The organism is Acinetobacter sp. SWAC5 (assembly GCF_003419885.1).
In the GTDB taxonomy this organism is placed as follows: Bacteria; Pseudomonadota; Gammaproteobacteria; order Pseudomonadales; family Moraxellaceae; genus Acinetobacter; species Acinetobacter cumulans.
Map to the genome: position 1 here is coordinate 185,114 of NZ_QUWR01000002.1, position 22,894 is coordinate 208,007.

Here is a 22,894-nt window from a genome sequence, read left to right on the forward strand (position 1 = left end):
CAAGCTTGCAATAGATCAAGTAGATTGTATGAGACGTAAAAAAAGCTTAAACCCTTTAAATTTAAGCTTTTTTAGACCTTATGGGACTTCATAAGAGTTAAATTTGGCGGTGAAAGAGGGATTCGAACCCTCGAAACGCTATAAACGTTTACACACTTTCCAGGCGTGCTCCTTCAGCCACTCGGACACTTCACCTTATTGCGCGGAGGATAATAGCGAAAAATAATGGGACTGCCAAGCTGAAACAATTGATTTAGAGAAAAACTTTTTCTATGGTGATATGATGCGCGAAAATACTGTCTAAACTGAAGACACATAATATGCAAAGTACTGCACAAAAAGCCGCATTGCCCGCTATTACCCTAGCAGCACTCGGCGTGGTGTTTGGTGATATTGGGACCAGTCCGTTGTATGCACTGCGTCAGTGTTTCCTTACTGCACATTTAGCTATTTCAGAAGCATCCGTGTTAGGTATTCTATCGCTGATTTTCTGGTGCATGATGCTCACCATCAGCTTTAAATACGTCATGATTATTATGCGCGCAGACAATAACGGCGAGGGGGGCATTATGTCTCTTTTGGCCTTAAATCTACGTACCACACTAATCAATGACAATAAAAAGATTTATCTCATTGCTCTAGGTTTTATTGGTGCTTCGCTATTTTTTGGCGACGGGATCATTACACCTGCAATTTCTGTGCTCTCTGCGATTGAAGGCCTCAGCATTGCAACGCCAATGTTCAATCAATGGTTAGTGCCATTGTCCATTGGTATTTTGACAGGGCTGTTTCTGGTTCAAAGACATGGCACAGGAACAATGGGGAAATTCTTTGGACCAATTACCTTGGCATGGTTTCTATCTATTGGGGTGTTTGGACTGTGGAGCGTGATTCAAACGCCACATGTGTTGTTAATGGCCAATCCTTATTGGGCACTTAGCTTTATTTTCCAACAACCTTATGTGGCATTTTTGACCATGGGGGCTGTGATTTTAACTATCACAGGTGGAGAGGCTTTATATGCAGATATGGGGCATTTTGGGCGCTTACCGATCCGCTTAGCGTGGTTTATTGTGGTGTTGCCGTGCTTGCTGTTCAACTATGCAGGCCAAGGTGCATTACTGCTACGTGATGCTGAAGCATTGGCCAATCCATTTTATATGCTGATCCCTGCATGGGCGCTATATCCAATGATTGGGTTGGCGACGGCAGCTGCGGTCATTGCTTCGCAGGCTGTGATCACGGGTGTATTTTCAATGGTGAACCAAGCCATTCAATTACGCTATTTGCCCCGATTAACAGTACGTCATACCTCAGATGTGGAACGTGGCCAAATTTACTTGCCATTTATTAACTGGGCATTGTTTATTTCGGTTCTGATCCTGATTTTACTGTTTGAAAATAGTGCCAATTTAGCCAGCGCTTATGGTGTGGCCGTCACTATGACGATGCTCTGTGGCACGATTCTGATTTCAGTTTTGGCTTATGGTCTATGGCGTTGGCCTGTGTGGAAAGTGGCGCTATTTGCGGTGCCATTTTTGCTGATTGATTTGCTATTTGTCGCGTCAACATCATTAAAAATTCTGTCAGGCGGTTGGGTGCCAATCATGATTGGTGCAGTGCTGTTTACTATTTTGATGACATGGAAAGATGGTCGCGAGTTAGTGTTAAACCGCTTAGCCAAAGATGCCTTGCCAATCGACTTATTTATTAAGAGTATTGGTTTTAGTGACGAAACCAAGTTTGTCCCTGGTGATGCTGTGTTTTTAACAGGAACGCCAAATATTGTGCCTCATGCAATGTTGCACAATATTAAGCATAACAAGGTTCTACATGAGCGTAATGTGATGGTGACTGTGGTCACTCGAGACATTCCTTATGTGACTGAAGCGGAGCGTTTTAAGGTAGAAAAACTGGATGATCGTTTCTATCGTATTTTTATGTACTATGGTTTTAAAGATCAACCTGATATTCCACAGGCCTTAGCACATGCATATACGCAATTAGGTTTTGATTTTGATCTGATGCAAATCAGCTTCTTCATTTCACGCGATCGTATTATTCATACTTTGGGGGAGGGAATGGCGCCGTGGCGAGAAAAACTGTTTATTTCGATGCAACGGAATACCAGTCCAGTCAGTGACTTCTACCAGATTCCAACCAATCGTGTGGTGGAGTTGGGCAGTCAAATTGAAATTTGATATGTAATCAGCAATAAAAAAACCAGAGCAAAGCTCTGGTTTTTTTATTGCCACCTTTATTTTATTGAGCAAAGGCATCTTCATTAATCTGAGGTTGCTCAGGTGATGCTTGCAGGGCTTCGTCTGTTGCTTGAGCATTTGGGGTGGCTTGTACAGGCGTTTCTAGGTTAACTGGTGCATCAGCAGAGGATGAAAGTGTAGCCTGTGCTTCAGCGTTTGGGTCAGGAAGTTCCGCCTGAGCATTGGCTGGATTTAATGGTGCCTCTGCAGTGGGTTCGGCTTGGGTTACGGGTGTGTTTTCAGTCACTGTACTGTCAGCACCTTGCGCAGGTGCTGTCGTAATCGGTTGGATTTTGCCACTTGCAATTAATTCATTTAAGGAGCCAGGTTGGCCATTTACTGTGGTGGTAATTTTGGCTTTAGATAAGCTTTCCAAAGTTTCACCTGGCTGTACAGCAGGTTCGGCAAATACAGATGCACTAGCAAGACCAGCAATCAGGCCAAGGCCTAGAAGTTTAGAATACATAATGACTCCAATAATCGATTCTTCGAATTTTAAGTAGGCTTACCATGTCATAACCAAAGTTCTTTATTCAATGAAACATACTTAATCACGTCAAGACTTGTATGAAACTGATATAGAAGCGCGACAAACTGTTACATCATCTGGTGAATTGTTAGACAATGTTTGCATAAAACTTCATCAATGCTATTGCGATTACATATACAGGCGGACTTACCCTTGTTAAGCTCCAGAAAAATAATCTGTTTTTAAGTAATCGTTGTAGCAATGGCAAAAAAGAAAAGTAGTTCTGGTGGTGTTCTTTCCCAATTATTCAACCAAAATGGGGTGAAAGCGATTTTGGGTGTGGTTGCTGCAGGGAGTTTTGCCATTGCATTTGGACAAGAAAAAATTCAGCAGTTTGTGTCTAATACAGGCTCAGGTTCAAATAGCGCATGCCTAGATCAGTTTTACCGTGATGTGCCCCCTTATTTAATGAAAGACAGCTTGAATAAGCACAGTTATCCATTATGTTTTAATGGTTTTAACGTCATGTATTCAGGGGTGTCTAAAACGCCGTTGTGGGTAGCGGAAGCTTTAACACCTTCTCGTTTAAGTCAAAAAATTCCGCGTGAAGATAGCTTTCATGAAGAAGAGCGCGTAGATCGTGCACACCGCGCGACTTTATCGGATTACAAAGCATCGGGTTATGATCGTGGTCACATGGCACCCAATGCCGATATGCCAAACACAGAATCGCAGTTTGACAGTTTCTCTTTAGCCAACATGGTGCCTCAAGCGCCAAAGAATAACCAAAAGGTTTGGCGTGAATTAGAAGAAGCGACCCGCGCTATTGTGACAAAGCAAAAGCAAGATGTGTATGTCGTTACTGGGCCAGTATTTGCTGCGAAGAAACTAAAAACCATTGGTAATGGGGTGATTGTTCCAACGGCAACCTATAAGGCAATCTACTTACCTAAAACGGGTACGATCGGTGCTTACTATGCACCGAATGACAATTCGCTACAGGTGAAAGTTGTGAGTGTTTGCTATTTAGAAGAACAACTCGGCATTAATTTATTTCCGCAGTTGACTGAAGAGCAAAAGCGCAATACTTACAAACTGCCTTTGACCGCTGCTGGAGTAAAAGCCAACACCCAATTTGCTTATTCACATTGGGATGCAGAAAGCCAATGTGCAGAAGATGTTGCAACTGACAAGCTAAATGCGATGCAAAACCAGTTTAAGTCTGCTGGTGGTTCAAATGTATCTAATACAAATAGTAGTACGGACGCGAACAGCGGTACAGGGCAAAACAGCAGTACACAAGATGCGATCATTAGTCAGCTGATCGAAACATTATTGCAGTATATTTTGCAGTTGTTGAAATAATGTGCTTGCTTTAGGATAAATCAGGGCCATGTCGAAGGCATGGCAATATAACAACGATATGATCAATAAAAAGCGAGATAATCATGTTTAAGCCTTATGAAAATGGCACAGAATCACACGCAATTCATGATCTGACTTTAGAAAATGACCTTGATTGCGTCAATCTTTATGGCAACTTACAATTGACCAAAGATCAAGCAGGGTTAGCTGCGGCTAAAGCTTTGCAAGCAGTGTTAAACGATGTTGTAAAAGCCTTAGAAGCTGAGGTGAATTTACCCGAAAAAATTCAACGTGCAGAGGCGGGTGAAGTCGAAAATCCTTTTTTATAAACGCTGCTAAATTTACACAAAAATGCCCACACTATGACGGGCATTTTTATGGGTATAGTGGGCATTTAGTGTTGCTTAAGGTTCATCTTGTGCGATGCCTCGATAAATGACCGCACCAATGACAGCACCAACAATAGGCGCAATCCAGAACAGCCAAAGTTGGCTGAGTGCGACGGTTTCTGCAAACAGTGCTACACCTGTACTTCGTGCTGGGTTTACCGATGTGTTGGTCACAGGAATACTAATGAGGTGAATAAGGGTGAGCGCTAAACCGATAGCAATGGGTGCAAAACCTGCAGGTGCGCGTTTGTCAGTTGCACCCATAATAATGATTAAGAACATTGCAGTGAGAACAACCTCAATGATCAGTGCAGACATCATCGAATATTTGTTGGGTGAAAGGTCGCCAAAACCATTACTAGCAAATCCACCTGTTCCTGCGAAGTTCGCTTGACCACTGAAAATGGCGTAAAGCACCCATGCAGCCAAGACTGCACCAATCACTTGTACAATGATATAAGGCACTAAGTCCTTGGTATTGAAGCGACCACCTGCCCATAAGCCAATACTCACGGCAGGGTTAAAATGTCCTCCAGAGATATGACCTAGTGCATAAGCCCCGGTTAAAACCGTTAAACCAAAAGCCAGAGAAACGCCTGCAAATCCAATACCGAGTTCAGGGTAGGTAGCGGCAAAAATTGCGCTCCCACAACCACCAAACACCAAACACCAGCCAAAATGTACCGATTAATTCCGCAATATATTTATTCATGTTGTGCTCCAAAGATCCTTTTTTTGTTGTATGACGGCGTGGAGTTTTGCCTGAATTATATTTATCAAAATGTGATTCACTTCACAATAATCAAAAGATAAACGGAGCTTATGTTGTGATTATTGCACCTGTTGACGCCATTGTAGTGGGGTCACATGACGCCACTGTTTAAAGGCACGTTGGAAGGCACTTTGTTCGGAATAACCGAGTAATAGTGCAATTTCATGTAAGCCCAAATGTGGATCTCTTAAGTATTCTTCGGCCAACATACAGCGTACTTGTTGCATACGCTGTTGATAGGTGCTGCCTTGTTGTTGTAAATGGCGTTGTAGTTGGCGCACAGAAATATGCAATTGCTGGGCGATATCTTCAATCTGAAATTGATTTTTTTGTAAGCCTGTTAATATGGCTTGCTGTAAATATTTATCCGTTTGGGTGATATTGGGGAGCTTTTCCAGTAAGGCTTGCGCTTGTTGAATTAAGAGCTGTTGCAGGGTGTCATCACTGTGTGAAAACGGGCGAGACAACTCTTCGATGGGTAAAAGTACTTGTGAACTCGGTTGAGAAAAGCGGACCTTGCAACGGAAAAACTGTTCATATAAGGCCACATGCTTAGGTGCAGGTTGCCTAAAATGTACTTCATGAATGTGCAGATCTTCAAAATTAATAAAATGCTTTAAAAAACCAACCATTAATGCAATCGCGACTTCATCGGTGAGTTGGTTGGACATATTCGGTGGCAACTCTGACCAACAAATGGATAAATACGCGCCTAAGCCTTCGACTTTTAAGGGAGAGCCATCATAAACCAGACGGTGAAAATCATGATAACGATACAGCGCCTCGCCTAAATTGGCACAGGACATGGCGATATAGGCAATAATGCCCAAATGTTTGGGCTGTACGGCATTGGCAATTTCTAGCCCGAGTGCAGGGCGTTGTAATTGTTCATTGAGTAAGTTGAGTAAATCGCGCCAAACCGAATAGTCGAAACGTTCTAGGTTTTGAACTTGAGTCAAGGCGGAAGGAATCTCTAGCTGTTGTTGCTCATAAAACGTATAGAGCAAATGCCCGAGACCACCATACACAGTGCCAGTATAATCTTTAAGGTGCTGCATTTTTTATTCTTGGTTTTGTCGTAATTTGTCAATGATATTTAAAAACATGGTCAATATCTAGCCTTTTTGATTGCTTATAGTGAGATAAAAGATCGGAGGTTGCATATATGTTAAAAGGTTTTCTTGTGGGCCTCGTGGTTGCTAATGGTTTTGAGTGGGTTGCACATAAGTATCTTTTGCATGGCACTCACCGCACAGGCAAGCCACGCTGGAGCCCATCACCAAGCAATATGAAATCGCATTGGGAGCATCATCGTGAAGTACGAAAAACTGCTTTTGAAGATTATGGCTATGTCGAAGGTTTAAAAAATTGGCGTACAAAAAATGAAGTCATGTCTTTGGCAGTTGCTGTAGGTGTATTTGCACCTTTGTTTTATCCTGTATCTAAAGGAATGAGCCTTGCCGTGTTGTATGCTGCAGGTAATTATTACTATATCCATCGCCGTGCACACTTAGAGCCAGATTGGGCGATGAAAAAAATTCCGTGGCACTATGACCACCACATGAACTCAAATCAGGATGCCAATTGGTGTGTGACCAAACCTTGGTTTGATTATCTGTTGGGTACCAGAGTGATCTCATCACCAGATTTACAAGAGAAGAATCCTTTAGGTATTCCCTTGCCAGCGTTACTTTCAAAAGCTTTAAATCAAGCGGTCACACGTTTCTTTCCTGTTCAGCTCGCAGATAAAAAGGCGATCGCTGTTGAAGAGCTACGCTCTTAGGCCGAAAAGACGACGAATGGTGTCTAAAAATATCGTTTTGTCGTGATTGGTCAATAAATTGCTTAAATATTGTCAATATTTCTAAGTTGAGTGTTTTTATAATCCTATTATCGAAAATGTACTGCATTTTAGATTGACGTATATTGAAATTCACTAACCAAGTGCTGTAGTTTTTTCTTGGTTTATAGGAGCCGACAAGGCTCCTTTTTTTATGTTTAATTTAGGGAAGGGTGTAATTCTGTGAGTATGAAGCGTCCATTCCAATCATGAATGTCCTTAGCATAACGAAAACAATAAGAATGACCTGATTGTAAATATTGCAACTGCGGAATGTGTTGGAAGGCGATGGGATCGCCATTAAATTCTAAGAATTCAGAATGTGCGGTTTTGAATTGAAATGCTGTTTCAGATTGCTGTTTACGACTAATATTAAATTGAATTTGTCGAACGAATACGGCGCATGTACTTATTTGTTGTGGTGCATCTAAGGCTTTTTGATAATTTGACTCACGGTACAGGTCTAAGCCAAATAAATACATGTACATAAAACCACAGATCATCACTAGGATGATGATAGATTGTGTGTTTTGGCTCATTTTAAGCCCATAAGCAACGAGGCCAAATAAGATCAAGCTACCGAAGCTTGTAATAAATAATGCGGTGTCTAAGTACATTATGGACAAAAAAAAGAGCATCTATATAGATGCTCTTTTAATCATATTTGTTGCCATGCAGTCAATTAAAGACGCATTTCAATACCTTGTTCTGCAAGATATTTTTTCGCTTCAGGAATGGTATGCTGACCAAAGTGGAAAATAGAGGCTGCCAATACCGCATCTGCACCACCTTGAATAATGCCATCTGCTAAATGTTGTAAATTACCAACACCACCTGATGCAATGGTTGGAATCGTCACGCGGTCGTTGATTTGACGCATGAGGGCAAGGTCATAACCAGCTTTAGTGCCGTCGGCATCCATTGAAGTCACGAGTAATTCACCCGCGCCAAATTCCGCCATTTTAACCGCCCATTCAATGGCATCAATGCCTGTTTCTTTACGGCCACCGTGAGTAAAAATTTCCCATTTATTATCGCCAGTTTTTTTGGCATCAATGGCAACCACAATGCACTGTGCGCCAAAACGCTGCGATGCTTCTTGGACAAATTCTGGGTTATAGATGGCTGCAGAGTTAATTGAAACTTTGTCAGCACCTGCATTGAGTAATAAGCGGATATCTTCCACTTTACGTACACCGCCACCTACAGTCAGTGGTACAAATACAGACTCAGCCATGCGCTCTACGGTACGGTAAGTCGTGTCACGGCCATTTGAGGTGGCAGTAATGTCTAAAAAAGTAATTTCATCTGCGCCTTGTTCGTTATAACGGCGCGCTACTTCTACTGGATCGCCTGCATCACGAATATCAAGGAATTGAACACCCTTTACTACGCGACCATTGTCGACATCGAGGCAAGGAATAATACGTTTAGCAAGCATAATTTTTTCCAAAAATAACAGCCGATTATGAAACTTCGCGACTTAGATGCTACACCTTAATAGTCGGAGCGGTTATTCTATCAAACTTATGTAAGATTTTTTGCAGGTTTTGTATGTCGGTTTATACCACTTTGACTTTAAAGGAAGCTCAGGACTTCGCCACACCTTATGGTTTAAATGTTGTGGACCTGATTCCCATTCAAGGCGGAATTCAAAATACCAACTATTTTATTGTCTGTGAAAATGATCAGCAGTTTGTTTTAACCATTTTTGAAGAAATGGATGAGCAAGGTGCAGGGGAACTTGTACCTGTATTAGAGCATTTGGGACAAGCAGGCTTAGCTGTACCCGTGCCCCTGTCTTATGCGGGGAAAGCCATCCATACGCTAAAAGATAAGCCTGCGCAAATTGCACCGCGTATGCGTGGGGAACATCCCATGCCATCTAAACTTGAGCAAGTGAAACAGATTGCCGTGGCGCAAGCAAAAATGCATGTGGCTTTACAAGGTTTTCCATTAGAGCGCGCATTTTACCGTGACCATGCCTATTGGTTAGGGGTTTCACGTGAGCTTCGTCCAAGCTTAAACGATGCCGATACCATGCTACTCAATAACCTTTTAGGCTTATATGAAGTATTAACTGCAATGTATCCAGAGCGTCCAAAGGGCTTTATTCATTCCGATTTGTTCCGTGATAACACTTTATTTGAAGGCAATGAACTCAAAGGCATTTTGGACTTTTATGAGTTAAATCAAGACGAATTATTGTTTGATATTGCGATTACGCTCAATGACTTTTGTACAGAATACCCAAGTGTTGCGTTGAATGAAGAAAAGGCCATTGCATTTTTAAATGCTTATGAAACGGTGCGCCCTTTAACCTCGGATGAAAAATCTTGTTTGGAGCTGTACTTGGCCATGGCTGCAGGTCGTTTCTGGATGATGCGTTTGCAAGTGGCACAAAAAAATGCCGCTGAAGGCCGTACAGGGGATGATATTTTGCAGAAAAACCCAGCTGAAATGCGCAATATGTTAATTGAGCGTTTAAAGTTTGTAACGACCTAAAGATAGGCTGAAGGGAGTGGTCATGCGTGATCAAGGGCGTTTAGTAGAATGGTTGGATGAGCAAGGCTATGGCTTTATTCAACCCAGTGACAGCAGTAAAGAGCGGGTGTTTTTACATATAAAGGACTTTGCTCGCCCTGGCCCTCGACCTATTGTCGGCTGTGCTTTGGAGTATTTGGTTGTTTTGGATGAGCATGGGCGCTTTCGTGCCCAGCAAGTGACTTACCTTAAAGCCAGTCAAGTACAACAGTCCAAGCCAGCAGTCAAAGACAATGTGATACACATGCCCAAGAATATCTCTGCCATGCAAATACTGTGTGTGCTCTATATTTTGGCCATTGCAGCCTTAAGTATTGCAGGATTACTTAGTGGTATAGCGCTCTTGGCTTTAAGTTTGGTAAATGTAGCAACGTATTGGTTTTATGCGCAGGACAAAGAAGCAGCGCGTTTGGGCAACCGACGTGTGCCTGAACAAAGTTTACATCTATTGGCTTTTTTAGGAGGGTGGCCTGCTGCGTGGTTGGCACAGCAAAAACTGAGACATAAAACACAAAAACAACCCTTTCGCCGTATTTATTTTTGTACTATAGCTTTTAACATTCTTTTGATTTTATGGCTGATTTCACCATTTAATCCATTTTAAAACGAAGTATAAAGACAGAAGAGGGCGTGTATGGAATATTCAGTAGATCAAGATTCGAACCGTACTTTAACCATTGCCTTATATGTGTTGTATATCGTCGCAATTTTTACGGCGGGTATATTGGCATTGGTGGCATTGGTGATTAATTATATCAAGCGTGACAGTGTGCAAGGCTCGATTTTTGAAAGTCACTTTACTTGGCAAATCCGTACTTTTTGGTGGTACCTCATTTGGAACGTGATTGCTTTTGTACCTTTCTTGTTCCTATTTTTCACAGGAAATAATCCCGACTTATTTGCTGGAACCGCTTTAGGCGCTTCAGCATTTTGTATATTTGTGGTTGGGGCATCTTGGGTGTGGATTGTTTATCGTGCTGTGCGTGGCATTATTACAGTGAATGACAATAAGCCGATGTATCAATAAGTCGGGTGAACAATCACAGCGTGTATACAAGGTCTCATTGATATCGTGAGGCCTCTAAAAAGGCAGCTCAGGCTGTCTTTTTTGTACTTATCATTTCAATCTGCGCTACTTTGAAGCCCGTGCCTGCTTCATTATGGTGAAGCTTACCGAATTGAATGTACCTTTTAATATTTTATACTATACATTTTTAATAAAATTAAATTACATTTTTAATAAATTAAACTTACATTTTTTATTAATATTATTTACTTTTTTAATATAAATAATTTACATTTTAATAAATTTAACTTTACATTTATGTACATTTAATTGGATTAATTTAAACCTTAAAAATAGTTTAAATTTTCAGTTCAAAAATGACTTAGGCATAGTAGCGTCCACGGCGTCTGCGCATGCCCAAAAGATGAATCGCCCGCACCAAAACTGCATAAGAAACTGAATAGCCAAAGCGTTGCTCAAAAAGCGGTATTAAATCACTGATGTTTTGAAATTTTACTTCTTTTACAAATACTTGAAATTCATTCCAGTCCTTAATATGGCTTGGTGCCCCACGTTTTTTTCCTATTTTTGGGCGCAGTTCGCCTGTTTCTTCTTCCAGTTTTATCCATGCATCTAGGGTCACTCGAGAGATGTTGAATTCTTTGCAAACCGCCACTTTATAGTCGGTTTTTTTGTACATCTGAATGGCGAGATTTCGCGTTTCAATGGAATACTTTGGCATTTACTGGCTCATTTTTTAAATATTTATAATTATATTATATGGCATAGTTGTTGCAAAAAAATAATTAACTTTAATAAAACGAATAATCAGGTGACATTATGGAAAAAGCGCAAGTTTCTTTCAAAAAAATGTCTTTATGGCAAGTGGTGATCATTGGTGTCGCATATATGACGCCAATGGTTGTATTTGACACTTTTGGCATTGTGTCTGGTATTACCGATGGTCGTGTACCACTGGCTTATATTTTGGCTTTATTTGCCATGCTCCTTACTGCATTTAGTTATGCGCGCTTTAGTAAACATTCGGATAAATCGGGTTCTGCTTATACCTACACGGCAGAATCCTGTGGGCCTTAAACTGGCTTTTTTGTTGGTTGGTGTTCTTTGCTGGATTACATCATGTTGCCTTTGGTTAATGCGCTGTTGGCAGGTATTTATTTAGAAGCGGTCATTCCAAGCGTACCGTATTGGGCGTGGGTGATTTTATTTACCAGCTTGGTCACTTTAATCAACTGCTTTCGTATCAATCTATTGGCCAACTTAAGCATGATCTTTGTCTGTGCACCTGTATTGCTTATGGGCTTCTTTATTTATTTGGTCATTCAAGGGGTAGGGAGTGAGCAAGGTTATGCGCATGTCTTGACGTTCGCACCGCTATTTAATGGTGATACATCAATTTTGCCACTCATCGCAGGGGCTTCAATCCTGTGCTTTAGCTTTTTAGGTTTTGATGCGGTGACCACCATGTCACATGAAACCAAAGATCCGAAACGTACTATTCCGCGTGCGGTTATCCTCACCACGCTTACGGGCGGTGTGATTTTTATTACGGCATCCTGGTTTGTGCAATTGTATTTTCCAACCAATGTCCGTTTTAACAACCCAGATGAAGCGCTGCCTGAGATCGTCCTGTACGTGGGCGGGGCGCTATTCCAATCGGTATTTTTATGCGCCCAAATTATGAATACATTTGCCTCAGGGCTTGCCACGCATGCCAGTGCATCACGCCTGATTCATATTATGGGACGAGACGGCATTTTTCATAAAGGCACATTTGGTCAAGTCCATAGCAAGTTGGGCACGCCACTATATGCAGTCTTGTTGATTGGTTTGATTTCCTTGGCAGCCATTCGTTTAGATTTAGCCACTGTGGTCAGCATGATTAGCTTTGGTGCCCTTATTGCCTTTACAGCCGTGAACTTCTCCGTGTTTATGAAATTTTATGTACGAGATGGTCAACGTCATGGTCTTAAAAATATCTTTCTCAACCTGATTTTACCGCTGCTTTCAGTGGCTACGCTGATGTGCCTTTGGGTGAATTTAGAACACAACGCCTTGGTTTGCGGTGGCATTTGGTTGGCAGTAGGCGTTGTATTGTTCGCTTATAAAAAGTTAAGAAAACAAAATATTGTGATTGGTAGTGCGTATTAAGTGGCCGAAGCCTCTATAGCGATTAAACAGAATTGATAAATAGGAATGTAAATAAAATGAATACAAAGCCAAAATTTGTAGACGATGTTGAATATAAAAACAGTGTCAATGTACAAAGCGGTAAGGAGTGGAATTGGCTCAATCCTGCACGCGGCAGTTTTGATTTTCCAGCCAATTATTATGAAAGCTCATTAGACGCATGGCAGGCTTTTGATGCACTTAATGCAGATATTGAGTGTGATGTGGTGGTGATTGGTGGTGGCTTATTGGGTGCGTCCACGGCACTGCATTTGGCAGAGCAAGGTGTAGATACAGTATTGGTCGAAAAAAACCGTATTGGTAGTGCTGCATCGGGGCGTAACGGCGGGCAATTAACCCCTGGGCTGGCGCGTTGGGAAGCAGGGGAAATGATTGAGCACTTTAGTTATGAAGAGGCTAAACGCTTATGGCACTTCACTTCGACGGAGGCGATGTCTTTAATTGACCAAATTGCGCAGAACTATGATTTAGAGCTACAGCGCAAACATCAGCACATTACCGCAGCTGTACACCCAGGGCATTTGGTGGGTTTAACTGAAGGTGCAGATGCGCGTAAATATTTGGGTGAAGACCATACTCAGATTATGGGCAAGCATGAGCTGTTTGAGCATGTGAAATCGGAAAATTATTATGGCGGTTTACTTGATACCCTCGGCGGGCATATTCATCCTCTGGCTTTAAACCGTGGCCTTGCTTATGGTTTTAGTCAACAAGGTGGCAAAATTTATGAGCAAACCGAAGTGTTATCGGTGGATGAGCGTGAAGATGGGATTTATGTGACGACCACTGGCGGTGTGATTAAAGCACGTAAGAGCGCCGTAATTGGGGTGCATCATGCTTCATTTAAGCTGCTGCAAAGCCATAATCAAACCACCATTCCATTTTATACCTACGTCTGTACTACCGCGCCTTTAGAGCTGGACTTGAGTGAAATCCTGCCGAGTGATGCGCCTGTGTACGATACACAGTTCCAAATTGATTATTATCGCGGGGTATCTAAAAACCGTTTGCTGTTTGGCGGTGAAGGGACGGGTTCTTGCTGGACGCCTGAAAAAACCCATGATTATTTATTGGGCCGAATCAAGCATGTGTTCCCGCAATTGACACAGGTTGAGCTGGATTTTGTTTGGAGTGGCACCACAGATTTAACTATGAATGGCGCAGCCGATAGCCGTAAGTCCGATGGGAAATATCCGATTTATGCCGTGCAAGGCTGGAGCGGTCATGGTGTGGCGCAAACCGTGCGTATAGGCAAAGCCATTGCCGATGATTTTTGTGGCAATGCCGATGACTTTAAAATGCTCACCAGTATTCAGCATCAGGATATTTTGTTTGGTCGCGCACTTGCACCGATGGTGATTCCAATGGCGAAAACCGCTTATGGGCTGGGGGCAATGGTCAATCCGGGTAAGATGGTGTCCTTCTAAATTTAAGTCTTTTTTATGAAGGATATCGCTTAAAAGCACCCTCATTATTGAGGGCGGTTTTTGAGGATTAAGACATCTCATCAGTAATTTTGTCTTTATTTTTCTTTAAAAATTTAGGGCGCCATTCACTCACAATGACGCCAATGACCACCAGCATGCCACCGATTAAAGCCAAGGGTGCTAAGCGCTCGCCTGCAATACGGCCAATCAGTGCAGCCCATACAGGTTCGCCTGCATAAATAATGGCGGCTTGAGATGGCTCAACCATACGCTGTGCCCAGTTCATCACCAATTGAATAACGGCGCTGGCTAAACCGAGTCCACACAGCACAGCGAGCAGGGGCCACTCAAACTGAGGAAGGCTGGTTTCACCATTCAGAGGCGCAATCATAAAACACAATAAAGAGGCAAAAGCCAGTTGTAATACCGTGACGCGCCGTAAATTCACAGTGTTGGCAAAATAGCTGATCAGAATAATTTCAAATGCGATAGCTATGGAGCCTAAAAGCGTGATGATTTGCCCGACATTGAGTCGAATCGCACCAAAGCCATTACCTGTTAAAAGCACCAAGCCAACAAATGCGCAGAGTACGCCTAACCATGTCATAAGGTGTGGACGGTGCTTAAAGCAAAGCCACATAAAAATGGGCACCAGTGGCACATACAGTGCAGTCAAAAAAGCAGATTCACTGCTACTAATACTTTGTAAGCCAATGGTTTGTGTGCCATAGCCGATTGCAATCACCGCGCCAATACAAAAGCCCGCAAATACTTCATGGCGATTTAAGCCTTTGAGGTATTTCCATGACAAGATGCTGACTGCAAGTGTTGCCGCTGCAAAGCGTAGACCGACAAAAATGAGTGGGCTACTAAAATTAAGACCATATTGTACGGTGAGAAAACTCCCGCCCCAAATGATGGTAATGAGGATTAGGGAAATTTGAGGAAGTTTGTTGGCAAAAGCCGAGGGGACTGAGAGCATGACACTTCATTAGCTGGAATCGGAAAAAACAAAAAGAGGTCCGTAGACCTCTTTTAAAACAAAATCAGAGACTTAATTAAGCATCTAAAACTGCTTGAGCTTCACGAAGGTTGAGAGTGCCTTCATAAATTGCACGACCAGTAATCGCACCTAAAATGCCCGGTTGGCCTTTTAAGCCGTGTACATCATCAATATTGGTAACACCACCAGATGCAATCACCGGTAAACCAGAATAGCTTGCGAGATTAACGGTTTGCTCGATGTTTACACCTTGCATCATGCCATCACGTGCAATGTCGGTATACACAATGCTAGATACACCAGCATCCGCAAAGCGTTTCGCAAGTTCAGTCGCCTTAACGTCAGTCACATTTGCCCAACCATCTGTTGCCACCATGCCATTCATTGCATCAATACCCACAATGATGTGGCCTGCAAATTTTTGACATGCTTCTTCAACAAATTCAGGGTTTTGAACAGCTTTAGTCCCAATGATCACATACGATACGCCTGCATCAAGGTAGTGCTCAATGGTTTCGAGTGAGCGAATACCGCCACCAATTTGAATAGGTAAATTCGGTTGAGCTTTTGCAATCGCTTCAACCACAGGCTTATGAATTGGGGTACCTGCGAAAGCACCATTTAAGTCAACCAAATGCAAGCGACGCGCGCCTTCATTTACCCAATGCTGTGCAGTTGCCACTGGATCATCAGAAAATACGGTATCGTCTTCCATACGACCTTGTTTTAAACGGACACATTTGCCATCTTTCAGGTCAATTGCAGGGATGATCAGCATGCTTTCGCTCCTCGCCCAATCTTAAATTGAATACAATGTGCGCCATCTTAACAAAGTATTGGCAAAACGCTAAGCGTCTGATGCTGGATTTATTTTATTCGGTCGAATACGCAGTTTGAGCGAGGTATTGGGGATTTCCTTGGGTAATAGACCTAAACGCAGGAGCTCCTCAAAAACCAGAACAGGCGCGTAGGCATCAGCAGCAGCATAAGCGATTTGCTGGGGAAGTAATTGCTTTCTTGACCAGTTGGACGTACTGATGCTTTTACTTTTAGGGAAATTTACGCGGAACAGGAGCGCCATGGCATTTTTAAGTCCGACAGGATTTTCTAAACCAAAGGCCTTAAAACACTTTGATAACTCAATCACGCTATTGAGTTCTATCCCTTTTTTACGAAATAAATGAGCGTCATTTTTTAGACCAAAACCGACTTTGATTTGATCTCTGTTGGCAAAGATAGGGTTTAAAAACGCTAAAATTTCGGCATTTACCTGAAACAAATATGCGCGTTCCTGCGTGGCCAATTGAATCAAATGTGGGCCAGTTGCCACTTCACCTTTTTGAAAGGTGGGTTTCGATTCTGAGTCAAAGCCCAATAGCGCGGCCTGTGTGAGTTCAGTCTCAATGGCCTGACATTGTTCTTTATTTTGAATCACAACAATGTGTTCGGTTGCTAAGTTTTGAAACAGTGGAAAACCTTGAATTTCTTCTTTATTGGGTAGGGGCGGGTATTTTGATTGATCCATGGTGTGGACACGCAAGTAAGCAAGTATTTGAGCTTAATATTTTTTCAAAGATTAGGCAAAGTGCAGTCATTAGGAGTTGGATTGAATCCGTTCATCATGGAGATGAAATACCAAAAAACCTGCCGATAGAGCAGGTTTTTTTTGTGATTTTAAGTCAGAGACTTAAAGTCGTGGGGGAGAGATTTAGACAAAAGAAGGCAATTGGAATTGATCCAGTAAAGATGGAGCAGTTGTTAAAATCGTACCAGCATCATATAGGCCAGCGGTTACGCCTCCTGCAACAGCACCTACAGCATCTACAGCCAAATTCACCACTGGAATTGGATTGGTTAAATCGGTGATTGGTGCAATGTCATCAAGCAGACTATCGACTGTACCTGAAACCTGTTGAACCAATTCACCAGTAGTGGCAATTGGATTGGTCAGTAAACTGCCAATAAATTGGCCAGCATCTATGCCGCCAATATATTGCCCAGTTTCACCTAATAAGCCTGTTAAGTTAGTACCTGTTTCGCTGACTGCACCGACCACATCACCCAATACTGGAATTTGTGAAGCAAGATCTACCAGTGGATTTAGATCGGCAACTAAATTTGCACCAGAGCCAGCAAGGTCTTGTACAACACCACCCAATGTTCCTGTTGGATTAGATGCAAGATCATTCAGAAGGTCGGTTGGGTTGATATCTGCCACATATTGGCCTGTTTCAGCCACAAAGCCCAAGAGGTTATCTACCGTACCACCAACAGCAGAAACAGCACCTCCTAATACTGGCACTTGACCAAGTACTTCTGTGAGTGGATCGGTTAAGCCAACCACATGGTCAGCTAAGCCTGCAACATCTGTAACTGCATTGCCTGCAATACTGGTCACACCATCAAGCAGGTCAATGACACCGCCTTCAAGGTTACCTGTTTTTAGCGTATGTGCAGTTTGGTGTAATTCATGGGTAACTGAATCTAAAATGTTGGTGGTTGTGTCTAAGACTTTATTGACCGTTGTACCTAATATTGGTACATGGCTTAAAGCGCTCGTGAGTGGAGAGAGAACTACGCCAACTGTATCAATGAGCGCGTCGGCTGTATGTACCACAGCATCTAAAATATAGCCCACAGCTTTGGTGAGACCCTGTAATCCCAGTGTTAAAACGCCACTGATTTTGCCCGAAAATAATTTAAACATTTTGGAATTCTCCGTTTTGCATTTCTTGTATTCGAAAGTATGTGAAGAGGTCTTACTATTTATGTTTAACAGACAAACATAGTGTGAACAAAATATAAAAAATGTAGATAATAGTGATATATGTCACTGTTTATGGTTTTTGTGTTAAAAAACAACCAAATATTGTGACAAAAAAGAATTGTGAGAAAATGTAATTATTTTTGATAAAAAACAGAGTCTTAATCGTATCTACTTGATAAGTGTTGGCTATTTACTGTGTAATTTAAAATGAATAATTAATTAATATATTAAGTGAATATTTGATTTTTTGTTTATCGCTCATGTGGATTTTTTTAATTATAAATATTTGAATTTATATGTTTAAAATAATATTGTCTTAAAACAAAGAACAAAAAAATATAAAAAAAGCCAACGTTTTGTTGGCTTTTTTATTGATAAATGGATTTAGATATTCCATTCCACAAAGTTCTTTAATAATTGTAAACCAGCAGTATGGCTCTTTTCTGGATGGAACTGCGTCGCAAACAAGTTTTCTTGATGGATTGCTGTACAGAATTCTAGGCCATAATCACAAGTTGCAGCTACGAGCGCCGTATCTTTAGGTTCAACATAGAAGCTATGTACGAAGTAGAAACGCGCATCTTGTTCAATGTTATTCCACATTGGATGGCTTGGATCTGCTTGATGAACTTGGTTCCAACCCATGTGCGGTACTTTTAAACCGTCTACATCTGGAAAGCGTTTCACTACACCTTCAAAAATACCCAGTGCATCAGCACCGCCATTTTCTTCAGAGTGCTGCATTAAGGCTTGCATACCCACACAAATTGCCAATACAGGCTTGTTGAAGACGGCATTGCGTACCACTTCATCAATGCCAGCTTCGTGCATGCCTTGCATGCAATCGCGCATGGCACCGACACCAGGGAATACAATTTTATCTGCCTGAGCAATCAGCTTAGGGTCATTGGTCACATCAACTGTTGCGCCTACATGCTCTAGTGCTTTGGCTGCAGAGTGAAGATTTCCCATGCCATAGTCAAGAAGGGCAATACGGGTCATTACAAAGTACCTTTGGTTGAAGCAACAGTATTGGCAGCACGTGGATCAATTTCACATGCCATACGAAGTGCACGTGCAAAAGCTTTAAATGTACTTTCAATTTGGTGATGGCTGTTTTTGCCTTTCAGGTTATCAAGGTGAACAGTCATTAGTGAATGGTTCACAAAACCTTGGAAAAATTCAGAGAATAAATCCACATCAAAGCGACCAATCATGGCACGTGTAAATGGAATATCCATAAATAAACCTGGACGGCCAGACAAATCCACTACTGCACGGCTGAGTGATTCATCAAGTGGTGCATAAAAATGACCATAGCGTTTAAGGCCTTTTTTATCACCCAAAGCTTGTGCGAAAGCTTGACCTAAAGTAATACCGCAATCTTCTACAGTATGATGGTCATCAATTTCAAGGTCGCCATCACAATGAATATCAATGTCAAATAAGCCATGTCGCTTGATTTGATCGATCATATGATCTAAAAATGGAATACCAGTGTTGAGTGTGCCTTGACCTGTACCATCGAGGTTCAAACGAACTCGGATTTTAGTTTCGTTAGTGTTTCTTACCACTTCGCTGATACGATCTGTCATAGACACGTTCCTCAAAAACGTCAAAAATGATGTAAAATTTTCGCCTTAATGACGAAGTCAACGATATTAGATTGCTCAGGAGGGTTTATCAATGCCTATTACCGTACATGCCTATACTTCTTTGGAAAATGATGAAGTACGCAGCCAGCTTGAGCGACTGTATGACACCAGCCCAGAATTTAGTGACGGCGCGGATGCCATTGAGCAATTAGAACAGAGTTTAACCCAGTATACCTTAATCTATACGGCGGAATTCAACACCAAACTGATTGGTGCGATCTGGTGTACGGGACAAGGGGAAAGTAAAACCCTTGAAAATATTGTAGTTCATCCAGCCAACCGGGGTCGCGGTGTGGCAGAAAGGCTGGTGAGTGAAGCATGCCGTATGGAAGAAGAAAAAGGTGTCAAAGTATTTGAACCTGGTTGTGGTGCAATTCATCGTTGCTTGGCGCATTTAGACAAGCTGTAAAGGCTTGAATCAATCATAGTCACATCTTAAGCAGTCTTCGGACTGCTTTTTTATGCCCTATAGATGTTGAGCCCTCTTTAAAAATAAGACCAATGGAGCATAAGCACTTTTGCAGAGTGCTAAGTGCTTATGCTCCATTGCAAAGAAAGAGGGCTAAAAAACTGAGTTTTAAACAAAAAATAATCAATTGATGTAAAATATTGCTGTAAAAGTAAACAAACACACAAAAAAGGCATAGCGGTGCTTGACGGCATGCTGCTTAAATTGTTTAATACGCGACATCGGCGTGATAGCTCAGTAGGTAGAGCAACGGATTGAAAATCCGTGTGTCCCCAGTTCGATCCTGGGTCTCGCCACCATATTCAAAACTTATTTAAAGTTTCAATCCTTGATCCCATCAAGGATTTTTTTTGCCTAAAATTTATTCACTCAGAAAAAATAATCATAATTTTGATTGACTAATATGATCAGATACGGCTTAATACACCGCATCGGCGTGATAGCTCAGTAGGTAGAGCAACGGATTGAAAATCCGTGTGTCCCCAGTTCGATCCTGGGTCTCGCCACCATATTCAAAAAAGCCTCAAACATTGTTTGGGGCTTTTTTTTTGTCTATCATTTTGATTTCTTCTGCCATCCGACCTTCAAAGACGATATTTCATGTTGTTGATACGCGACGAAGACATTCGTGTTTGATGTATATTTTAAAATTTACGTTGTTAGGCTTTTCGCTATTCTGGAATATGTCACCATACTTTAGGCTGTCTAAAGATTGTGCATGATCAGTCACAGGTTAGGGCACCATCGGGCTAAATTTAAGCTATGCATCATCGAGGGATAAGTTGAGAGATAAAAGATGAAGGATTTATTTTCCGAGAATAGTCAGCTGTATCGGCAGGCACGTCCTAGCTATTCTGCTGAAATTATTGAGCATATTATGCAGTATGTGCCTGAGCATGCTTTGGCATGGGATTGTGGTGCGGGTTCGGGGCAGTTTAGTCGTTACTTAGCGCCGTATTTTCAGCAGGTGTTAGCTACTGATTTGAGTGCAGCACAACTGGCACAGGCACCGCAATTGGCCAATGTGCGCTATTTGCAAGCCAGTGCCGAAGCATCTGGCCTCGCTGAGCAAAGCGTGGATTTAGTCACGGTTGCACAGGCGATTCACTGGTTTGATTTTGATACTTTTTATGCAGAAGTAAAACGCGTACTCAAACCGCATGGCTGTTTAGCGGTCATAGGCTATGCGTTGATAGAGGCCTCAAATGAGCGGCTCAACCATCTGATTCAACAGCTTTATAACCGTACCCTTCATGGCTATTGGGATGCAGAACGGCGTTATATAGATGAATGCTATCAAAGTATTCCATTTCCTTTTGCAGAGCAGCCTGCACCCACACTACAGCTCAATTACAATTGGACAGGCCAACAATTGTTGGACTATTTCCAAACTTGGTCGGGTCTAAAGCATTATGTACAGTCAACAGGACTAAATCCTTTGCTAGAGATGGCTGATTTTTTTCAGCAAGCACCTGCACAGCACTATGAGGTTACGTTTCCTGTACTGCTACGGATTGGAAAATAAGACGATGTGCTTTTGATGAGCCCTTTAATTTAGGTGGACATCAATCAAAGGCTGCAATCGCATTTTGTAGCTGTCTGGGGGTTCGCATAGAGACAACCCAATAGATAAAATAAAGTATTGAATTCAAGAATTTTCGCGTTTTGCTTAAGTCGGCTACATTGCTGTAACTGCAGCCGTTTATCTGAGTTTCATAGAAAATAAGATGATTTATTGTACAATTTTAAGATGGTTTGAAGAAATTAAATCTTTGAATTTAAAATTTGAGAATTGTCTTATGAATCTTCCAAAACACTATATTTTAATGACAGGTGCGGTACTAAGCTTATGTACGGCACATGCTTTTGCAGCACCACCAGTGAAAGATGAAGCCAGTGAAACTGTACGTTTGCCAGTATTAACAGTCATGGCTGACCGTGAGTTACGCAATGAAACCGTGGTTGAGCCTGCGCAAGAAGAACCTGCAAAACGTAAAGCACTGCAACAAGAGGTAATGAAGTTGGAGCGTAATATGCAAAACTATGCGGCGGATCCAACAGTGATTCAAAACCTTGATGTGAAGGCACCAGAGCCAGCGCCTAATTTTTCGGGTGTTTCCCTTGTGATGCAGCAACATATTTTAAATATTGCAGAAGGCTTGAAATCATCAGACCCACGCAATGGCCTTTATATTATGCTTCAGCCTTTTGGCATTGACCGTAATGCCACCAATGTACAAATGGGCCGTGAGCAACTCAATTTAGGCATATTAGAGCGGACATTACCTTAAGTTTGCTTGCCAAAAATCTGTAGGCATCAGTCATCAGCTACAAGTGGTGTGCATAAGGTCGCACATCACTTTACTTTAAATGCAAATGGATTGATGACTACATTAGGTGAAATTATTGGGCGAAATTTTAAAATGAATTCAGTGCGTCCATGCTTAAGATGAGTAAGATGCCAATCCAGCATCCTCAATATTAAGTGCCAATAAGGTTTGAATTTAAAACTAAGCAGAGGTCGTTATTTTTAAATGAATTTAAAAGTAAGGTTGTTGATAAAACTTTGAATTTAAAATTAAACTGAAGCAAAACAAAGCGTACATATTTTAAATTCAAAAGCAAAATAAGATAGAACCATCTGATTTATACACATTAAATTAAAGAATTTATTTTAAATTCAAAGTGGCTGAGTTCAGAGTATTCGGAGCTTTTT

At 41.7% G+C, this 22,894-nt stretch carries 22 protein-coding genes, 3 tRNA genes and 2 pseudogenes; 14 read left to right on the plus strand and 13 right to left on the minus strand.

Annotated elements, in window-relative coordinates; translation table 11 throughout:
• Positions 1–104: 104 nt before the first annotated feature.
• Positions 105–195, minus strand: a tRNA-Ser gene (locus tag DYI81_RS02500).
• A 125-nt stretch (positions 196–320) separates the two neighbouring features.
• On the opposite strand from DYI81_RS02500, the gene DYI81_RS02505 reads away from it, so the two are divergent.
• The gene (locus DYI81_RS02505) at positions 321–2,201 is read left to right on the plus strand and encodes a potassium transporter Kup (protein ID WP_117006615.1); all 1,881 of its coding nucleotides are present in this window, start codon (positions 321–323) and stop codon (positions 2,199–2,201) included.
• A gap of 61 nt (positions 2,202–2,262) precedes the next feature.
• Here the strand turns inward: DYI81_RS02505 and DYI81_RS02510 are convergent, their stop codons facing one another.
• Positions 2,263–2,730 carry a hypothetical protein gene (locus tag DYI81_RS02510; protein WP_240627334.1) on the minus strand — a complete coding sequence of 156 codons (468 nt, stop codon included), beginning with the start codon at positions 2,728–2,730 and terminating at the stop codon, positions 2,263–2,265.
• Between the two features lie 261 nt (positions 2,731–2,991).
• Between DYI81_RS02510 and DYI81_RS02515 the strand changes: the two genes are divergently transcribed.
• On the plus strand, positions 2,992–4,095 hold the full coding sequence (locus DYI81_RS02515; RefSeq protein WP_117006617.1) for a DNA/RNA non-specific endonuclease: 1,104 nt from the start codon (positions 2,992–2,994) through the stop codon (positions 4,093–4,095).
• An 83-nt stretch (positions 4,096–4,178) separates the two neighbouring features.
• The gene (locus DYI81_RS02520) at positions 4,179–4,424 is read left to right on the plus strand and encodes a hypothetical protein (RefSeq protein ID WP_106984248.1); all 246 of its coding nucleotides are present in this window, start codon (positions 4,179–4,181) and stop codon (positions 4,422–4,424) included.
• Between the two features lie 75 nt (positions 4,425–4,499).
• Here DYI81_RS02520 and aqpZ read toward each other — a convergent pair.
• A pseudogene (gene aqpZ / locus DYI81_RS02525) lies at positions 4,500–5,196 on the minus strand (aquaporin Z).
• Between the two features lie 119 nt (positions 5,197–5,315).
• Positions 5,316–6,314 carry an AraC family transcriptional regulator gene (locus tag DYI81_RS02530; protein WP_106984249.1) on the minus strand — a complete coding sequence of 333 codons (999 nt, stop codon included), beginning with the start codon at positions 6,312–6,314 and terminating at the stop codon, positions 5,316–5,318.
• Positions 6,315–6,421: 107 nt separating this feature from the next.
• Here DYI81_RS02530 and DYI81_RS02535 point away from each other — a divergent pair, with 107 nt between their 5' ends.
• A complete protein-coding gene (locus DYI81_RS02535) occupies positions 6,422–7,039 on the plus strand; it encodes a sterol desaturase family protein (RefSeq protein ID WP_117006618.1) in 618 nt (205 codons plus the stop codon).
• Between the two features lie 215 nt (positions 7,040–7,254).
• Here the strand turns inward: DYI81_RS02535 and DYI81_RS18010 are convergent, their stop codons facing one another.
• Both DYI81_RS18010 and hisF read right to left on the minus strand, forming a co-directional pair.
• Entirely contained in the window at positions 7,255–7,635 is a 381-nt protein-coding gene (locus DYI81_RS18010; protein WP_205669735.1) for a hypothetical protein, read from the minus strand.
• A gap of 143 nt (positions 7,636–7,778) precedes the next feature.
• A complete protein-coding gene (gene hisF, locus DYI81_RS02545) occupies positions 7,779–8,540 on the minus strand; it encodes an imidazole glycerol phosphate synthase subunit HisF (protein ID WP_320158835.1) in 762 nt (253 codons plus the stop codon).
• 110 nt (positions 8,541–8,650) lie between these two features.
• Here hisF and DYI81_RS02550 point away from each other — a divergent pair, with 110 nt between their 5' ends.
• From DYI81_RS02550 to DYI81_RS02560, 3 genes are read left to right on the plus strand one after another with little or no spacing between them, the layout of a single operon-like run.
• Positions 8,651–9,601, plus strand: a complete 951-nt coding sequence (locus tag DYI81_RS02550) for a homoserine kinase (RefSeq protein WP_117006619.1) — start codon at positions 8,651–8,653, stop codon at positions 9,599–9,601.
• A gap of 22 nt (positions 9,602–9,623) precedes the next feature.
• Complete coding sequence (locus DYI81_RS02555; protein ID WP_106984254.1) at positions 9,624–10,244, plus strand: DUF1294 domain-containing protein; 621 nt, start codon at positions 9,624–9,626, stop codon at positions 10,242–10,244.
• A gap of 30 nt (positions 10,245–10,274) precedes the next feature.
• A complete protein-coding gene (locus DYI81_RS02560; protein WP_106984255.1) occupies positions 10,275–10,667 on the plus strand; it encodes a hypothetical protein in 393 nt (130 codons plus the stop codon).
• 361 nt (positions 10,668–11,028) lie between these two features.
• On the opposite strand, the gene DYI81_RS02565 is transcribed toward DYI81_RS02560, so the two are convergent.
• The gene (locus DYI81_RS02565) at positions 11,029–11,388 is read right to left on the minus strand and encodes a helix-turn-helix domain-containing protein (protein ID WP_106984256.1); all 360 of its coding nucleotides are present in this window, start codon (positions 11,386–11,388) and stop codon (positions 11,029–11,031) included.
• A 98-nt stretch (positions 11,389–11,486) separates the two neighbouring features.
• On the opposite strand from DYI81_RS02565, the pseudogene DYI81_RS02570 reads away from it, so the two are divergent.
• Together DYI81_RS02570 and DYI81_RS02575 are read left to right on the plus strand one after the other, a co-directional pair.
• Positions 11,487–12,818 (plus strand): annotated as a pseudogene (locus DYI81_RS02570) (APC family permease).
• A gap of 56 nt (positions 12,819–12,874) precedes the next feature.
• A complete protein-coding gene (locus DYI81_RS02575) occupies positions 12,875–14,284 on the plus strand; it encodes an FAD-dependent oxidoreductase (RefSeq protein WP_117006620.1) in 1,410 nt (469 codons plus the stop codon).
• 67 nt (positions 14,285–14,351) lie between these two features.
• Here the strand turns inward: DYI81_RS02575 and DYI81_RS02580 are convergent, their stop codons facing one another.
• The 6 genes from DYI81_RS02580 to hisB form a co-directional block, all read right to left on the minus strand.
• Positions 14,352–15,266 carry a DMT family transporter gene (locus DYI81_RS02580; RefSeq protein WP_117006621.1) on the minus strand — a complete coding sequence of 305 codons (915 nt, stop codon included), beginning with the start codon at positions 15,264–15,266 and terminating at the stop codon, positions 14,352–14,354.
• A 76-nt stretch (positions 15,267–15,342) separates the two neighbouring features.
• Positions 15,343–16,065, minus strand: coding sequence for a 1-(5-phosphoribosyl)-5-[(5-phosphoribosylamino)methylideneamino]imidazole-4-carboxamide isomerase (hisA, locus tag DYI81_RS02585; protein WP_106984260.1), 723 nt, complete (start codon positions 16,063–16,065; stop codon positions 15,343–15,345).
• Positions 16,066–16,134: 69 nt separating this feature from the next.
• Entirely contained in the window at positions 16,135–16,812 is a 678-nt protein-coding gene (locus DYI81_RS02590) for a 3'-5' exonuclease (protein ID WP_117006622.1), read from the minus strand.
• A gap of 183 nt (positions 16,813–16,995) precedes the next feature.
• On the minus strand, positions 16,996–17,994 hold the full coding sequence (locus DYI81_RS02595; RefSeq protein WP_106984262.1) for a hypothetical protein: 999 nt from the start codon (positions 17,992–17,994) through the stop codon (positions 16,996–16,998).
• A 444-nt stretch (positions 17,995–18,438) separates the two neighbouring features.
• The gene (gene hisH / locus DYI81_RS02600) at positions 18,439–19,056 is read right to left on the minus strand and encodes an imidazole glycerol phosphate synthase subunit HisH (protein ID WP_106984263.1); all 618 of its coding nucleotides are present in this window, start codon (positions 19,054–19,056) and stop codon (positions 18,439–18,441) included.
• Positions 19,056–19,649, minus strand: a complete 594-nt coding sequence (gene hisB, locus DYI81_RS02605; protein WP_106984264.1) for an imidazoleglycerol-phosphate dehydratase HisB — start codon at positions 19,647–19,649, stop codon at positions 19,056–19,058. Before hisB ends, hisH begins: the two co-directional genes overlap by 1 nt.
• Before the next feature lie 91 nt (positions 19,650–19,740).
• Here hisB and DYI81_RS02610 point away from each other — a divergent pair, with 91 nt between their 5' ends.
• The 5 genes from DYI81_RS02610 (at position 19,741) to DYI81_RS02630 (ending at position 22,469) form a co-directional block, all read left to right on the plus strand.
• Positions 19,741–20,118 (plus strand): GNAT family N-acetyltransferase, encoded by a 378-nt coding sequence (locus tag DYI81_RS02610; protein ID WP_106984265.1) that lies wholly within the window; start codon positions 19,741–19,743, stop codon positions 20,116–20,118.
• Positions 20,119–20,401: 283 nt separating this feature from the next.
• A tRNA-Phe gene (locus tag DYI81_RS02615) sits at positions 20,402–20,477 on the plus strand.
• Between the two features lie 134 nt (positions 20,478–20,611).
• A tRNA-Phe gene (locus tag DYI81_RS02620) sits at positions 20,612–20,687 on the plus strand.
• Between the two features lie 287 nt (positions 20,688–20,974).
• Positions 20,975–21,703 carry a class I SAM-dependent methyltransferase gene (locus tag DYI81_RS02625; protein ID WP_117006623.1) on the plus strand — a complete coding sequence of 243 codons (729 nt, stop codon included), beginning with the start codon at positions 20,975–20,977 and terminating at the stop codon, positions 21,701–21,703.
• A gap of 274 nt (positions 21,704–21,977) precedes the next feature.
• Entirely contained in the window at positions 21,978–22,469 is a 492-nt protein-coding gene (locus tag DYI81_RS02630; RefSeq protein ID WP_171356296.1) for a hypothetical protein, read from the plus strand.
• The last annotated feature ends 425 nt before the right edge of the window (positions 22,470–22,894 follow it).

What these genes read in the sequence shown, in the direction of transcription:
- DYI81_RS02505 (WP_117006615.1), top strand. Translation starts at nt 321, where the DNA reads ATGCAAAGTACTGCACAAAAAGCCGCATTGCCCGCTATTACCCTAGCA.
- DYI81_RS02515 (WP_117006617.1), top strand. Translation starts at nt 2,992, where the DNA reads ATGGCAAAAAAGAAAAGTAGTTCTGGTGGTGTTCTTTCCCAATTATTC.
- DYI81_RS02520 (WP_106984248.1), top strand. Translation starts at nt 4,179, where the DNA reads ATGTTTAAGCCTTATGAAAATGGCACAGAATCACACGCAATTCATGAT.
- DYI81_RS02530 (WP_106984249.1), bottom strand. Translation starts at nt 6,314, where the DNA reads ATGCAGCACCTTAAAGATTATACTGGCACTGTGTATGGTGGTCTCGGG.
- DYI81_RS02535 (WP_117006618.1), top strand. Translation starts at nt 6,422, where the DNA reads ATGTTAAAAGGTTTTCTTGTGGGCCTCGTGGTTGCTAATGGTTTTGAG.
- DYI81_RS18010 (WP_205669735.1), bottom strand. Translation starts at nt 7,635, where the DNA reads ATGAGCCAAAACACACAATCTATCATCATCCTAGTGATGATCTGTGGT.
- DYI81_RS02550 (WP_117006619.1), top strand. Translation starts at nt 8,651, where the DNA reads ATGTCGGTTTATACCACTTTGACTTTAAAGGAAGCTCAGGACTTCGCC.
- DYI81_RS02555 (WP_106984254.1), top strand. Translation starts at nt 9,624, where the DNA reads ATGCGTGATCAAGGGCGTTTAGTAGAATGGTTGGATGAGCAAGGCTAT.
- DYI81_RS02560 (WP_106984255.1), top strand. Translation starts at nt 10,275, where the DNA reads ATGGAATATTCAGTAGATCAAGATTCGAACCGTACTTTAACCATTGCC.
- DYI81_RS02565 (WP_106984256.1), bottom strand. Translation starts at nt 11,388, where the DNA reads ATGCCAAAGTATTCCATTGAAACGCGAAATCTCGCCATTCAGATGTAC.
- DYI81_RS02575 (WP_117006620.1), top strand. Translation starts at nt 12,875, where the DNA reads ATGAATACAAAGCCAAAATTTGTAGACGATGTTGAATATAAAAACAGT.
- DYI81_RS02580 (WP_117006621.1), bottom strand. Translation starts at nt 15,266, where the DNA reads ATGCTCTCAGTCCCCTCGGCTTTTGCCAACAAACTTCCTCAAATTTCC.
- hisA (WP_106984260.1), bottom strand. Translation starts at nt 16,065, where the DNA reads ATGCTGATCATCCCTGCAATTGACCTGAAAGATGGCAAATGTGTCCGT.
- DYI81_RS02590 (WP_117006622.1), bottom strand. Translation starts at nt 16,812, where the DNA reads ATGGATCAATCAAAATACCCGCCCCTACCCAATAAAGAAGAAATTCAA.
- DYI81_RS02595 (WP_106984262.1), bottom strand. Translation starts at nt 17,994, where the DNA reads ATGTTTAAATTATTTTCGGGCAAAATCAGTGGCGTTTTAACACTGGGA.
- hisH (WP_106984263.1), bottom strand. Translation starts at nt 19,056, where the DNA reads ATGACCCGTATTGCCCTTCTTGACTATGGCATGGGAAATCTTCACTCT.
- hisB (WP_106984264.1), bottom strand. Translation starts at nt 19,649, where the DNA reads ATGACAGATCGTATCAGCGAAGTGGTAAGAAACACTAACGAAACTAAA.
- DYI81_RS02610 (WP_106984265.1), top strand. Translation starts at nt 19,741, where the DNA reads ATGCCTATTACCGTACATGCCTATACTTCTTTGGAAAATGATGAAGTA.
- DYI81_RS02625 (WP_117006623.1), top strand. Translation starts at nt 20,975, where the DNA reads ATGAAGGATTTATTTTCCGAGAATAGTCAGCTGTATCGGCAGGCACGT.
- DYI81_RS02630 (WP_171356296.1), top strand. Translation starts at nt 21,978, where the DNA reads ATGAATCTTCCAAAACACTATATTTTAATGACAGGTGCGGTACTAAGC.